The following is a 13554-nucleotide window of genomic DNA, read 5'->3' on the forward strand; positions in this document are numbered from 1 at the left end:
ATTTGTTTTGTAAGCTCATATAATCAACGAATCATTAATAACACTATTTAATCTTCTCTCAGGTTCTTTCCTGTTAACTGAATAAAGACATCTTCCAGGTTGGCTTTCTTTACCTGTTTGGAGCGTTCAAAGCCAGAGGCCACCAAATGATCGATGAGGTTATCCGGTGTGTCCATAGCCACTATTTCGCCGGAATCTACAATAGCAATACGGTTGCACAGGTATTCTGCTTCATCCATATAATGCGTGGTGATAATGATCGTAGTGCCCTCTGCATTGATCTTCCGGATCAGCTCCCAAAGGTTTCTCCTTGCCTGGGGATCCAGGCCGGTGGTTGGCTCATCTAAAAAAATAACCCTGGGTTTATTAATGAGGGTGGTGGCAACAGAGAAGCGTTGTTTCTGTCCCCCGCTCAGGTCTTTAAATTTTGCTTTTGCTTTTTCCTCCAGGTTCACTGTTTTCAGGAGTTCCATTCCATCTACTGTACGGTTATATAGCCCCCCGAATAGTTCCACCAGCTGCAGAAGGTTCAGCCCCGGGTAATACCCGCTGGCCTGCAGCTGAACGCCGATCACATTTTTGATATTGTCCGGGTTCTTATCCAGGTCAAATCCGGAAACGGCAACTGTTCCGCTTGTTTTTTTCCGCAGTGTTTCTATGATCTCAAGTGTTGTGGACTTACCGGCGCCGTTGGGTCCCAGCAGCCCGAAGATCTCTCCTTCATACACGTCAAAAGAGATGCCTTTAACCGCCATAAAACCATCATAATTCTTTACAAGGTCCTTTACAGAAATAATGGGAGTTGCCATGCGCTAAAACTACAAAGAACTTATCAATTTTATTGTTTGCAATGAAAATTCTTTAACAAAATGAACGACCTTCGCTGGCAAAATAAAAAGAATGCAGGTTTATAAGTTTGGAGGCGCATCTGTAAGCAGTGCGGAACGGGTTTCAAATGTAGCGGATATTCTGGAGCAATGCGGGGAAGAAGAACTGGTCATTGTAATTTCAGCCATGGGAAAAACAACCAACGCGCTGGAGAAAGTGGCGGAATCCTTTTTTGCCGGCAAAAAGGATACTGCCTTACAGCTATTTGAAGAAATAAAGCAGCAACATATAACCATAGCCAAATACCTGCTGGTAACGCATTACCTGGCCTGCGAGGTACGGCTGAAGGATTTTTTTACAGAGGTGGAATGGATGCTGCATGATCAGCCTGTGCGCGAATATGATTATTATTACGACCAGGTCGTAAGCGTTGGGGAACTACTGTCTACCTGCATCGTCAGCTTTTACCTGAACGAGCGCGGTATTGTAAATGAGTGGATCGATGTGCGCGATGTTTTCAGAACAGATGATAATTTCCGGGATGCCAATATTGACTGGGAGTATACTCAACGAAAGATGAATGAAAATATCCTGCCTGTCCTGAAAAATAAAAAGTGGGTGGTGACCCAGGGATTCATAGGCGCTACCGATGAAAATGAAAGCACAACATTGGGACGTGAAGGAAGCGATTACTCAGCTGCTATTTTTGCAAACATGCTGAACGCAAAAGGGCTGACCATCTGGAAAGATGTAAAGAATGTCATGAATGCCGATCCTAAAGAAATTCCGGATGCCGTTCCCATTGAGTCGCTCAGCTATAATGAAGTGATCGAAATGGCCTACTACGGCGCACAGGTCATTCACCCCAAAACCATAAAACCCCTTCAGAACAAGAACATTCCTTTATACGTAAAATGTTTCCTGGACGCAGAACTGCCGGGAACCACTATACATGATCAGATCAGCAAAAACCTGCCTCCCATTATTGTTATAAAGCACAACCAGGTAATGATGGAGTTAAAGACCAGGGATTTTTCCTTTGTAGGCGATACCCATGCTTACCAGATCTACCAATGGTTCAATGAGCATTCCCTGCGGCCAACGCTGACCCAGAACGGCGCCATCAGCCTTACACTGGCTTTTGATAACTGGAAAGATAAGATTGCCCGGTTTTCTTCCGCAGCCGCAGAGCTGTTTGATGTGCACCTGACACCCGGCCTTACACTAACAACGATCCGCCATTATGATAACGAATCGCTGAAAAAATACATTATGGATAAAGAGATACTGGTCAGACAGCAGACACTAAAAAATATAAGGGCGCTGCATCGTTAAGCATTTAGTCGCCCCCGATGGTAACCGTCTGAATCATTTTTTTTGCAACCGGTTTTTCCCTTAGCATCGCAGGCGACCAGGTGGGCATCTGTTCCAGTTTAGCCATCAGCTCTTTGTCTACATAATCATCCACCCCCTTTAATACCTTAAAGTTAACGGGGCGTCCGTCTGTATCAATAATAAATTCCAGTTGCACGTATGCTTTGGCAATACTGTCCGGCAGATCCTTTGCCAGCTCTTTTCCAGCCTGCTTTAAATACTCAGCAAAAGCGGATGCACCACCGGGATATTCGGGCCATTTGGCCACTGCGTCTGCAACATGATCAATTTTCCGGTAGGTAGGCACAAATTTTGACTTGGGCCGTTGTTTGGGCAGGAACCTCGGACTGAGCGTTGGCGCATCATTAACAATGTATTCCCCGTTGTCACGAATCATAATTACCGGCAGCTCTTTGTGCTGCTCAAAATATTCAAAAGCCTCTTCCAGTTTTACATTCAGTGCTTTGTATTCTGCATCATTTTCCATTGTCTTCTTCAGGAACTCATAACTTCTCTGAACGCTGTAATTAATAGGAAAAATATGCACTGGTATATAATCCAGGCCGGCGCTTTTTGCACTGGCTGCTATAATGTACAGTTCATCAATCTGGTCATTTCTTATGGGAAGACAGCCCACTGTAGCGCATCCTCCATGGATAAAGATATCACCACCCGGCTTTGCCTGATCCGCCAGCACCTTATCAGAAGGGTTAGGATAATTCAGGCCCAGGGAAAGATAATAATTGCTGTTAGGATTAAATTCATTGATATAATAAAAGCCTTCAGGCACCTGATAATCTCCTTCAAAACGCTTTGGTCCCAGCGATCCGGCAAGTGCACAGATCTTATAGATCTTTAAAAGCTTATATTCGTCTTTTATAGAATTTTTCACCCAAACTTCCAGCTGGCTGTCGTATTTGAATGCCCGTATATATACATAGCGTGCCGGCCAGTCAAGCCCTTTTAGCTTAAACAGGCTTTTCAGGTATTCTCCTTTACGTTGAAAAGATTCTCTTGGATTCCGGTTATTGATCTGTGCATCAAAAAATGATCCGTAAGAAGCCGGAGATGTATAGGCGGTTTGTGTATAAGCGAAGATGGAAAATGCAAGAATCCCTGCAATAACTAAAAATAATTTTCTTCCTTCCTGTTGTAAAGCCATTTTATCAATAATAATTCGTCAGAAAATAGATCGCCGTTATCATAATTTATGAACTACAAAATTAATCAACCTTCTATAGAATCCGGTTAAATACAACACGCGATGAATATTTTAATATTTTGTTGTAAGTTATCTACAAAAATAGCATATATATGTTAAAGAAAATATAATGCGATCTTTTAATACCTGTTTTAAAAAAACAAGCGGATGCCCGGTCAATCAGCGATAATTTATTTTCAACTTATTACAAAGTATTAAATTTGAAATCAAATGATAGATTTACGATCGGATACGGTAACCCGCCCAACCCCGGCCATGCTGCAGGCCATGATGCAGGCCCAAACAGGTGATGATGTTTTTAAAGAAGACCCTACCATCAATCTGCTGGAAGCTAAATGCGCAGCACTTTTTAATATGGAAGCCGCATTGTTCTGTTCCAGCGGAACACAGACCAACCAGATTGCGATCAAATGCCATACAAGGCCCGGAGATGAAGTGATCTGTGAAGCAGAGGCCCATATTTACCAGTACGAAGCCGGTGGCATTGCCTTTAATTCCGGGGCATCGGTACGGTTGCTGCCCGGTGATCGTGGCCGTATTAATGCAGCACAGGTGAAGGCTGCCATTAACCCGGATGATGTGCATAAACCGCCCAGCCGCCTGGTGTGCATTGAAAATACCAGCAACCGGGGCGGGGGCAGTTGTTACCATTTTGAAGAGCTGGAAAAAATACAATCGGTCTGCAAAGAGCATCAATTAGCATTGCACCTGGATGGTGCGCGCCTGTTCAATGCAATAGTGGCAAAGAATGAAGCACCTGCACAGTATGGTAAACTATTTAACAGCATTTCCATCTGTTTTTCTAAAAGCCTGGGGTGCCCGGTGGGCAGTATTTTATTGGGTACCCGGGAGTTTATTAACCAGGCAAGGCGGGTAAGAAAGATCCTGGGCGGCGGTATGCGCCAGGCCGGCTATCTGGCTGCCGCGGCTATCTATGCCCTGGATCACCATGTTGAACGGCTAGCAACTGATCACCGGCATGCACAAATGATCGCAGAAGCTTTGGAAGCATCCCGTTGGGTGCAAACCGTTTTACCGGTAGCAACCAACATAATCATTTTTGAAACAAAAGCCATCACCGCAAAGGAACTGGTTGGCAAATTAAAAGCACAGGGTATTTTATGCAATGCAATTTCGGCCGACAGGATCCGTTTTGTACTGCACCTGGACATCAGCCCGCAAATGGCAGCTACTGTTATTAAAACCATCCAATCTTTATAATTAAACAGAAATATATGTTTCCCACTCAAAATCCATTAAAGACAAAAAGCTGGAAAAAATTAGCAGCACATGCAACCACCCTAAAAGAGGTGCACATGCGCGATCTGTTTGCTGCAGATAGCAAACGTTTTGAAAAATATTCCATCCGTCATGGCGACATTCTTTTTGATTACTCAAAGAACCGTATTACGGATCAGACACTCCGGCTGTTGCAGGAGCTGGCTAACGAAGCAAAGGTAAAGGAGGCCATAGCAGCAATGTTTTCAGGCACATTGATCAATGCAACAGAACATCGCTCCGTATTGCATATTGCCCTGCGCTATTTCGGAAAGGACGCTATCCGGAGCGAAGGGAAAAATGTAATCCCCGAAGTGCGCAGGGTACAAAGAAAAATGAAGGAATTTTCAGAAGCCCTACATTCCGGAAAGCACCTGGGGTATACCGGAAAGAAAATAACCGCCATCGTAAATATCGGCATCGGCGGCAGCGATCTGGGGCCTTTTATGGTTACAGAAGCGTTGAAACCTTATACTGTCAAAGGCATACAGGCTTACTTTGTGTCGAATGTAGACGGCACACAGATCGTGGAAACGCTTAAAAAGCTGAACCCGGAAACCACCCTGTTCCTGATAGCCTCCAAAACCTTTACCACGCAGGAAACCATGACCAACGCGCATTCCGCACGCGACTGGTTTCTCAAAAAAGCAAAAGATGAAAAGTATGTTTCCAAACACTTTGTGGCACTGAGCACCAATGAAAAGGAGGTAAAAAAATTCGGGATCGATACAAAGAATATGTTCGGGTTCTGGGATTGGGTAGGCGGCCGCTATTCCCTCTGGTCTGCCATCGGCCTGTCTATAGCGCTCGCAATTGGTTATGACAATTTTGAACAGCTTTTAAAAGGCGGCTATGATATTGACGAACATTTTAAAACAGCGCCTTTTGAAAAAAACATACCCGTGATCATGGCCCTGGTAGGGCTTTGGTATACCAACTTCTTTGGTGCGCAAACCGAGGCGATCCTTCCTTATGATCAATACATGCATCGCTTCCCTGCTTACTTCCAGCAGGGCAATATGGAAAGCAACGGCAAGAGCGTAGACCGGAACGGCAAAAAAGTTTCCTGGTCAACAGGCCCCGTTATATGGGGAGAGCCCGGCACCAATGGTCAGCATGCCTTTTACCAGTTGATCCACCAGGGCACCCCGCTTGTTCCCTGTGATTTCATAGCACCGGCCCAAACGCACAATCCCCTGGGCGACCATCATATAAAATTACTGAGTAACTTTTTTGCCCAGACAGAAGCGCTGATGAACGGGAAAACGCTGAAGGCAGTAAAACAGGAATTAAAGGAAGCAGGCCTGGACAAAGAGGCTATTGACAAGCTGGCACCATTTAAGGTGTTTGATGGCAATAAGCCTACAAATTCCTTCCTTATTAAAAAGATCACCCCGTATACCTTAGGGCAGCTGATTGCCCTGTATGAGCATAAGATATTTGTGCAGGGCGTGATCTGGGATATTTTCAGCTTTGACCAGTGGGGCGTGGAATTAGGAAAGCAGCTGGCCGGAAAGATCCTGCCGGTTTTAAAAAATGAAGATCCTGTAACAGGGCATGACAGCAGCACTTCAGGCCTTATTAACACGTACAAACAAATGCGTTAATTTCATAATAAAAGCCACTGTTACAGCCGTTTTTTTAGAATGAAACTTAGCTGATAAGCTCAAAAAAAAGCTATATTTGCCCATTAAAAACAATCTTATCTAAGATTCATTGAAATATGAAAAAAATTGAGTTAGAAATAGTGGCTTTATCTCATAGTATTACTCAAACTCATTCCTATGCAGTGGTGTTAGGTGAGGTAAACGGCTTAAGAAGACTGCCTATTGTAATCGGCGGCTTTGAAGCGCAGGCCATAGCGGTTGCATTGGAGAAGATGAATCCGAGCCGCCCGTTAACTCATGACCTCATGAAGAATTTCCTGATCGCGTTCAATATAGATCTGCATGAGATCATTATCTCTGATCTGCAGGAAGGTATTTTTTTCAGTAAGCTGATCTGCTCTTCTGAGCATGATACCGTTGAAATAGACAGTCGCACATCTGATGCTATTGCACTGGCTGTACGCTTTGGCTGCCCCATCTATACTTATGAAAACATCCTGGAAACTGCCGGGATTGTTATGGATGAAAGAGGCGAGCCAAGAGCCACAAGGGAAGAGGCAGTGGGCGCTACCACCACCACCTCCAATCGCGATGATCTGAAGACCATGAGCCTTGAAGAGCTCAATAATCTGTTAAACGAAGTGCTGGAGAATGAGGATTACATCCGTGCTATTGCCATCCGCGATGAGATCAACAGCCGCACAAAAAGATAACGCTCCCTGTGATCTTCTTTTCCAACTGTAAAGTAAATATAGGGCTGCATGTTACCGGCAAACGACCAGACGGGTTTCATAACCTTGAAACGATCTTTTATCCGCTTCCGGTATATGATGTACTGGAATTGCTGCCTGCTGCAACAACCCATCTCCACCTTTACGGGTTACCCATACCAGGTAATAAAGAAAACAATATTATTTTAAAAGCCTACCAGCTTTTGAAAAAGGATTTCCCGGCATTACCGGCTGTTCAGTTGCATCTTTTAAAAAATATTCCTGCAGGCGCCGGCCTTGGTGCCGGCAGTGCAAACGGCGCAACCGCCCTGCTCGCCCTGAATGCTTTTTGCGGACTGGAGCTATCTCAAAAACAACTGTTAAAATATGCATTGGCACTGGGCAGCGACTGCCCGTTCTTTATCATCAACCAGCCCTGTTATGCAACAGGCCGTGGTGAGGAGCTGACCCCCGTTACATTGGATCTGAAAAATTATACGCTTGTTGCAGTAAACCCGGGCATCCACATCAGCACGCCCTGGGCATTCAGCCATTTAACTCCCCCCTTCCCTGTTCAGTCCTTAAAGCTTATTGAGCAGCTCCCCGTCGATCAATGGGGGAAAAACATTACCAATGATTTTGAAACAATTATTTTTGCAGAATATCCTGAAATAAAAGTGATCAAAGAGCAATTGCTTGGCAAGGGTGCGGTCTTCGCGCTTATGACGGGCACTGGAAGCACGGTATACGGGCTTTTTGAAAATATTCCGCAACAGCTTGATTTTCCCGAAAATTATTTTGTAAAAACGGTTCCTTTGCAGCCAGATTTGAAATAATTATAATATTCGGAATCGCTGCAGCCGGCATTAACTATTTTTTGTATCTTTCCGGCATGCGTACAGCAATATTCTTATACCTTCCGTTTTTGCGACAGCATCTTGATCTGTTGAATCACTGACCGCTTCCCTGGTCCGGATGCTCCGGCATTTTGTTTCTTCTTTTATTTATTCTTTTTACAACTAATAAGTATGACTGCAATAGCACAAAATACAAGCACGTATTTTATGGATCTGGAAGCCGCCTGTGGCGCGCATAATTATCACCCTTTACCTGTAGTGCTTTCTAAAGGAAAAGGCGTTTTTGTTTGGGATACAGAGGGTAAAAAATATTTTGATTTCTTAAGCGGCTATTCTGCCGTAAACCAGGGACACTGTCACCCGAAGATCGTAGAAGCCTTTACAGAACAGGCAAAACGTCTTACACTGACCAGCCGTGCCTTTTATAATGACCAGTTAGGGCTTTTTGAAAAATACATCACCGGGCTTTTAGGTTATGATAAAGTATTACCTATGAATACCGGCGTTGAAGCAGTAGAAACCGGTTTGAAGCTCTGCCGCAAATGGGCTTATGAAGTAAAAGGCATTCCTCAGAATAAAGCCGTGATCATTGTTTGTGAACAGAATTTTCATGGCAGAACCACTACCGTTATTTCCTTTAGCAGCGATCCCTGTGCACGGGAAAACTTCGGGCCGTTCACCGAAGGGTTCCTGAAGATCCCATACAATGATCTTTCTGCCCTGGCAAAAGCACTGGAAAATAAACATGTAGCGGGGTTCCTGGTAGAGCCCATACAGGGAGAAGCAGGCGTTATAGTACCGGATGACGGCTATTTGTTCACCGCAAAAAAGATGTGCGCGGAGGCCAATGTATTGTTCATTGCAGATGAGATACAAACCGGACTTTGCCGTACCGGTCACTTACTGGCCTGTGGTGCAGAGCAGGTACGACCGGACATTGTATTGTTAGGAAAAGCGCTCAGCGGTGGCATGATGCCCATCAGTGCTGTTTTAGCAGATGATGAAATTATGCTTACCATAAAACCCGGCGAGCATGGCTCTACCTACGGTGGAAACCCTTTGGCTGCCGTTACAGCCATCGCTTCACTGCAGGTATTGATTGAAGAAAAGATGGCGGAGAATGCACTGGAACTGGGCGTTTTTTTCCGTGAACAGTTAGAGCAGCTCGGCGCTCCACAGATCCGGACAATACGAGGAAAGGGACTGCTGAATGCGATTGAAGTGGCATCAACGGATCCGGAAGCAGCCTGGAAGCTGTGCCTGCGGATGAAAGAGAACGGGTTACTGGCAAAACCCACTCACGGCGATAAGATCCGGTTTGCGCCGCCGCTCTGCATTACAAAAACGCAGTTGGAAGAATGCGTGGAAATTATCAGTGATTCATTAACTTGCTTAAATGAATAAAGCTTTATTCAATTACAGCTCTTCTGTTCTGGTTGGCATTATCGACGGCATTATTGTGCCTCTTACTGTATACTGCTTTTTTACCGGCCTTGGTAAAAGCCCGCAACAGGTAGGAAACAATACACTGTATGTAGCGTTATGTGCGGCCTTCCTGCTGGCGATCGGGGGGTTCTTTACCCGCCGTGAGGAATTATCGCATACACATGAAAAAAGAATACTAAAGGTATACAGGGGGCTTGATGTAGCTGATCATATTAAAGAGGACCTGATAAAAGATGCACAACGGGAAAATGAGGAATGGAAAAATGAGTGGCAGCAAAACGCCTTAGCTGTAGAGCCGCTGCCCCCTTTGAGCTATGCCGGGGCCATTTTTACCGGATACATCATCGGCAGCCTGGTGGTGTTAGCAAACGCCCGCTATTTCCGGCTCCCGGAGCTTTCTTTTTTTATGATCCCTACCGCAGTATTGCTGATCACGGGTTTTTATAAATACAGGTTATTTGGCAGGCCTGTTATCGGGGGCATGTTCCTGACAGCCGGCGGCGGGCTGGCTGCGGCAATGGGCGCTTACTGGATCGCGCACCTGTTTGCCTAGTACTGTGTAAAGCCTGATTTTTTCCTGCTGAATACGCTGATCCTGTTTCTGCGTCCGTCTGCGAATCTGCGGAATATGACACTGCCGGCCTGGTAACAGCTCCGTTTAGGTGCGCCCGCAGAACGCGCTGAATACGCTGATCATTTATTTTCAGCGCCCGTCTGTGGAAAAGATAGCCCTACACTTTATAGTAGACAGGACACTTAGGCTTCCTGTTCTTCATTTTCCTTTAATTCCATTTGAGGAAACAGGATCGTCAGCATCAGAATAACTGAGGCAGCCAGTGCCAGGTATAAACCAATCTGGCGTTCCGGGCAATCTCCGGCCTCGCACCTGCCAAACAGCAAAAAATTACGGATGGCCCAGCCAAGATTTAAAACACCTATTAACAGGTTCAGCCGTTTTGCCCATATCCTGGGTACCAGGGTAAACGCCAGTATCAGCGCATCCAGTATAAAATGGCCATAGGCCGGCTTTCCATACCGTGTGCCTGTAGTATCAACACCGGATAAGGTTAACTGCAGGGATGCTATAAAAGACCAGGGCATAAAACAGGCGATCGCAAGCAGTATTGCTGCCAGCAATGCGATCCATTGAGAACGGGTCAGAATCTTCATGCTGCAAATAAAGAACAAACCTGCTTATAAAACAAGAACACCCTTATGTAAAGGGTGTTGCAAGAATTTTATAGGATAAATGTGAACTGGCATAAGATCAGTACCAGGTATTTTATACAAATAACAGCTGTTTTATAAACCAATGGCTGTTATCTATAATATGTAAATATTATGCCAAAATTAGGCTTACAGCTGTTTTATTCATACATCTTATTGTGTTACAGCATGTTCTTTCAAAATTAAATTCATCTCCCTTTATTAAAATCATCCTCCCATAGCCGCAGGATGAGCTCATATATCTCTAATTTGCCACCCGTTAGCACTTACTTTAATAGTGTTAGAGGCTCTTCGGCTCTATCCCAAGGATGTCTATCCCAAGGATGCAATTAATACGTGTTACATTAAGGGTTCCTGCCATGCCTACTTCGGCGGGTAAACCTGCCTGCAGAACAAAAGTGGCGGCACGATCTCTCCCGCTGGCGGGGGAATTGAAAGAGTGTACAGCAACCAGCAGGTTCAAAAGGGGGTGGATCTTTTGTTACCCATTTACAGTAGCCCTGAAAATCTGAAGAGCGGATTGTGTCCCCGCCAGCGGGGGATAATAAACAGACCTTTAGATTGTTAGGTGACAGTAAAAAGGTTTGTCATTGCTACATCACTTTGCTGCGAGCAAATTGAAACCCAGGCAAACATCACCTTGAATCAGCCCCATTTATGTATCATTCTGAAATAATTTCTAATGGCTCTATTGATTGGTGTATTTGTAGCGGGTTTATGCATTTTTCCCATAACGGTTACATATAAAGGTTTGCTAAAAAATATTCCTATCTTGCAGTATAGCTTTATTTATTGGCGAAAATCGTACACATACCCGTTAACAACCCGTTGAGCGATTCAGAGCTTCTCGATCGTTTCAAACATCAGGAAGATGAGGAGGCTTTAGCCAGTTTGTACCTGAGATACAGCGATTTATTGTATGGTGTTTGTCTTAAATACCTGCAGGAACCGGAGGATGCCAGGGATGCTGTGATGAATATTTACCAGGAATTAAGGGAGAAACTGCCCAGGCATGAAATACAGCATTTTAAAAGCTGGGTATATGTACTGGCCAAGAATCATTGCCTGATGATCTTGCGGGCGGCCAAGAAGCATGTAACGGTGCATTTAGACGCCCAGGTTGTGCAATCAGGCGAATTTTCGCATCTGGATAGTATTATAGAGCAGGAAGAGACTTTTAAAAAACTGGAAAAATGCATCCAATCATTGCCCGGGGAACAGGAAAAGGCGATCCGGCTTTTTTATTATGAGAGTAAATGTTATAATGAGATTGCCGAATCTACCGGGCTGGACTGGAATAAAGTAAGAAGCCTGATCCAGAACGGAAGAAGAAACCTAAAAAATTGTATGGAAAAAAATGCCGGCTGACCCAACATATCAGTATACACTGGAAGATATTCAACGATATCTTAGCGGAAGCATGTCTGCCACGGAAATGCATGCCCTGGAAAAAGCTGCGCTGGACGATCCGTTACTGGCAGATGCCCTGGATGGTTACCGGGGCGCCCGGCCTTCTGTAACCGCGCAGCACCTGAACGAAATCAGAAGCCGTATCGGAAATGCAAGGCCGGTAGCAGCAACACCTGTGGTACCACTGGCCGCGGCTAAAACAAAATGGTGGCGTGCTCTGGCTGCCGCAGCCATTATCGGCCTTATGGCTTTAGGCGTCTGGCAGTTTATGAACCCTTCCGGGAACGGAAGGCCTGGCAAAGGAGAAGTAGCCCGGAACGAAGCTCCTGCCGTTCCGGCAACCACAGCCCCGGCGGCAACAGAAGAACCAACCGCCCAAACCGATAGTATAACAGTTCCACCGCCGCAAACAGGCACTGCTCCGTTAAGCCCCGCTCAACAGGAAAAATCGGTTGCCGGAAATCTGCGGAAAGCACGCCCGGTACCGGCTTCATCCCCCGTTACTGCAGTTCCTGCCCAAACAACGGCACTGCCCGATACAAATAATACTGATCGAACTGACCGCCTGTACGCGGAAGTAGCCATGACCGAAACAACAGGCCGGTCGTCGTTGCAGCAAACCAACGCCAGGCTACTGCCTTCAGTTCCTGTAAAAACAGGGTACCTCAGTAAGGGCCAAACGGTCATGAACAATACCGCTCCTGCTGACGCAAACAATATGCTGCTGGCAAAACCTGCCAACCGTTATTTTATAGGAAAAGTGCTGGATCCAAACGGCAATCCGGTTCCCGGAGCAACCATCAGCGCATCAGAAAACAACGTTACCGTTTCCAACACTGATGGCAGTTTCCGCCTGCCTGCCGGTGATTCTGCAGGTAATTTGTCCTTTGCGGCCGCAGGCTATAATAATAAAGTGCAGCAAATGCTGGCAGGAAAAGCAACCGGTATCCGTTTAGAGGAATCAAAGAATGAGCTCAACGAAGTTGTAGTGGTAGGATACGGCACTGCTAAGAAAAGGGCTTCTGCAAACATGGCTTCTTCTCTTAAAGTGGATACGCTTCCTTACAGGGAATCGCCCTATCCGCAAGGAGGCTGGAATAACTTCTATGATCAGCTTACCGTGGAAATGGGTATTAATAAAGCTACCGCCAGCAGGGATCTTCATTTAACGTTCACCATAGAAGATGGCATTCCGCAAAACTTTACGGTCATAAAAACCCCGGATGCAATTACTGCCCAAAAAGCGATCTCGATCATAAAAAAAGGGCCTAAATGGAAAATGGGCAGGAAGAAGAAAAAAAAGGTAGATCTGAAAATGAAGGTAGATTAATAGCTGCTCCCTACCGGCCGGCCTTCCTTGCCGGTAGCTACCCTGTATACATATCTTTTGCTAACAGATATAAGCGTTTCTGATTATTATACGCTGCTTTTTCTTGTTTTTCATCCGAATGTTCGGATTCCGGAACACAATTACGACTACTACAGCTAACCGGCTTTGCGGCGCCCGCCCGTTGAACCAACCGTTCGCCTGCCTGCCGAACGGCAGGCAGGGACGAGCCGCTTTTAATAAGTTCGATTACTTACTTTTCTTTCTG

12 protein-coding genes are annotated in these 13554 nt (G+C 45.4%); 9 read left to right on the forward strand and 3 right to left on the reverse strand.

What is annotated here, in order from left to right; translation table 11 throughout:
* Positions 1-47: 47 nt before the first annotated feature.
* Positions 48-809, reverse strand: a complete 762-nt coding sequence (locus A8C56_RS10675) for an ABC transporter ATP-binding protein (RefSeq protein WP_067755592.1) — start codon at positions 807-809, stop codon at positions 48-50.
* Positions 810-900: 91 nt separating this feature from the next.
* Here A8C56_RS10675 and A8C56_RS10680 point away from each other — a divergent pair, with 91 nt between their 5' ends.
* Positions 901-2163 carry an aspartate kinase gene (locus A8C56_RS10680; protein ID WP_067755595.1) on the forward strand — a complete coding sequence of 421 codons (1263 nt, stop codon included), beginning with the start codon at positions 901-903 and terminating at the stop codon, positions 2161-2163.
* Between the two features lie 4 nt (positions 2164-2167).
* Here A8C56_RS10680 and A8C56_RS10685 read toward each other — a convergent pair whose 3' ends face one another.
* Entirely contained in the window at positions 2168-3364 is a 1197-nt protein-coding gene (locus A8C56_RS10685; RefSeq protein WP_067755598.1) for a L,D-transpeptidase family protein, read from the reverse strand.
* 270 nt (positions 3365-3634) lie between these two features.
* Here A8C56_RS10685 and A8C56_RS10690 point away from each other — a divergent pair, with 270 nt between their 5' ends.
* The 6 genes from A8C56_RS10690 to A8C56_RS10715 all read left to right on the forward strand — a co-directional run bounded on the left by A8C56_RS10690 (position 3635) and on the right by A8C56_RS10715 (position 9875).
* Positions 3635-4645 (forward strand): threonine aldolase family protein, encoded by a 1011-nt coding sequence (locus A8C56_RS10690; protein ID WP_067755601.1) that lies wholly within the window; start codon positions 3635-3637, stop codon positions 4643-4645.
* A gap of 14 nt (positions 4646-4659) precedes the next feature.
* Positions 4660-6309 (forward strand): glucose-6-phosphate isomerase, encoded by a 1650-nt coding sequence (gene pgi, locus A8C56_RS10695; RefSeq protein WP_067755604.1) that lies wholly within the window; start codon positions 4660-4662, stop codon positions 6307-6309.
* A gap of 116 nt (positions 6310-6425) precedes the next feature.
* Positions 6426-7022, forward strand: coding sequence for a bifunctional nuclease family protein (locus tag A8C56_RS10700; protein ID WP_067755607.1), 597 nt, complete (start codon positions 6426-6428; stop codon positions 7020-7022).
* Positions 7023-7030: 8 nt separating this feature from the next.
* Positions 7031-7855, forward strand: a complete 825-nt coding sequence (gene ispE, locus A8C56_RS10705) for a 4-(cytidine 5'-diphospho)-2-C-methyl-D-erythritol kinase (protein WP_067755610.1) — start codon at positions 7031-7033, stop codon at positions 7853-7855.
* A 192-nt stretch (positions 7856-8047) separates the two neighbouring features.
* Positions 8048-9280 carry an ornithine--oxo-acid transaminase gene (rocD, locus tag A8C56_RS10710; RefSeq protein ID WP_067755613.1) on the forward strand — a complete coding sequence of 411 codons (1233 nt, stop codon included), beginning with the start codon at positions 8048-8050 and terminating at the stop codon, positions 9278-9280.
* Positions 9273-9875 (forward strand): VIT1/CCC1 transporter family protein, encoded by a 603-nt coding sequence (locus tag A8C56_RS10715; protein ID WP_067755616.1) that lies wholly within the window; start codon positions 9273-9275, stop codon positions 9873-9875. The genes rocD and A8C56_RS10715 overlap by 8 nt, the downstream gene beginning before the upstream one ends.
* A 203-nt stretch (positions 9876-10078) precedes the next feature.
* Here A8C56_RS10715 and A8C56_RS10720 read toward each other — a convergent pair whose 3' ends face one another.
* Positions 10079-10492 carry a hypothetical protein gene (locus A8C56_RS10720; protein ID WP_084490157.1) on the reverse strand — a complete coding sequence of 138 codons (414 nt, stop codon included), beginning with the start codon at positions 10490-10492 and terminating at the stop codon, positions 10079-10081.
* Between the two features lie 849 nt (positions 10493-11341).
* Between A8C56_RS10720 and A8C56_RS10730 the strand changes: the two genes are divergently transcribed.
* Together A8C56_RS10730 and A8C56_RS10735 are read left to right on the forward strand one after the other, a co-directional pair.
* The gene (locus A8C56_RS10730; protein WP_169818769.1) at positions 11342-11917 is read left to right on the forward strand and encodes an RNA polymerase sigma factor; all 576 of its coding nucleotides are present in this window, start codon (positions 11342-11344) and stop codon (positions 11915-11917) included.
* Entirely contained in the window at positions 11907-13289 is a 1383-nt protein-coding gene (locus tag A8C56_RS10735; RefSeq protein WP_084490158.1) for a carboxypeptidase-like regulatory domain-containing protein, read from the forward strand. Before A8C56_RS10730 ends, A8C56_RS10735 begins: the two co-directional genes overlap by 11 nt.
* Positions 13290-13554: the final 265 nt, after the last annotated feature.

It is taken from the genome of Niabella ginsenosidivorans, assembly GCF_001654455.1.
GTDB lineage: Bacteria > Bacteroidota > Bacteroidia > Chitinophagales > Chitinophagaceae > Niabella > Niabella ginsenosidivorans.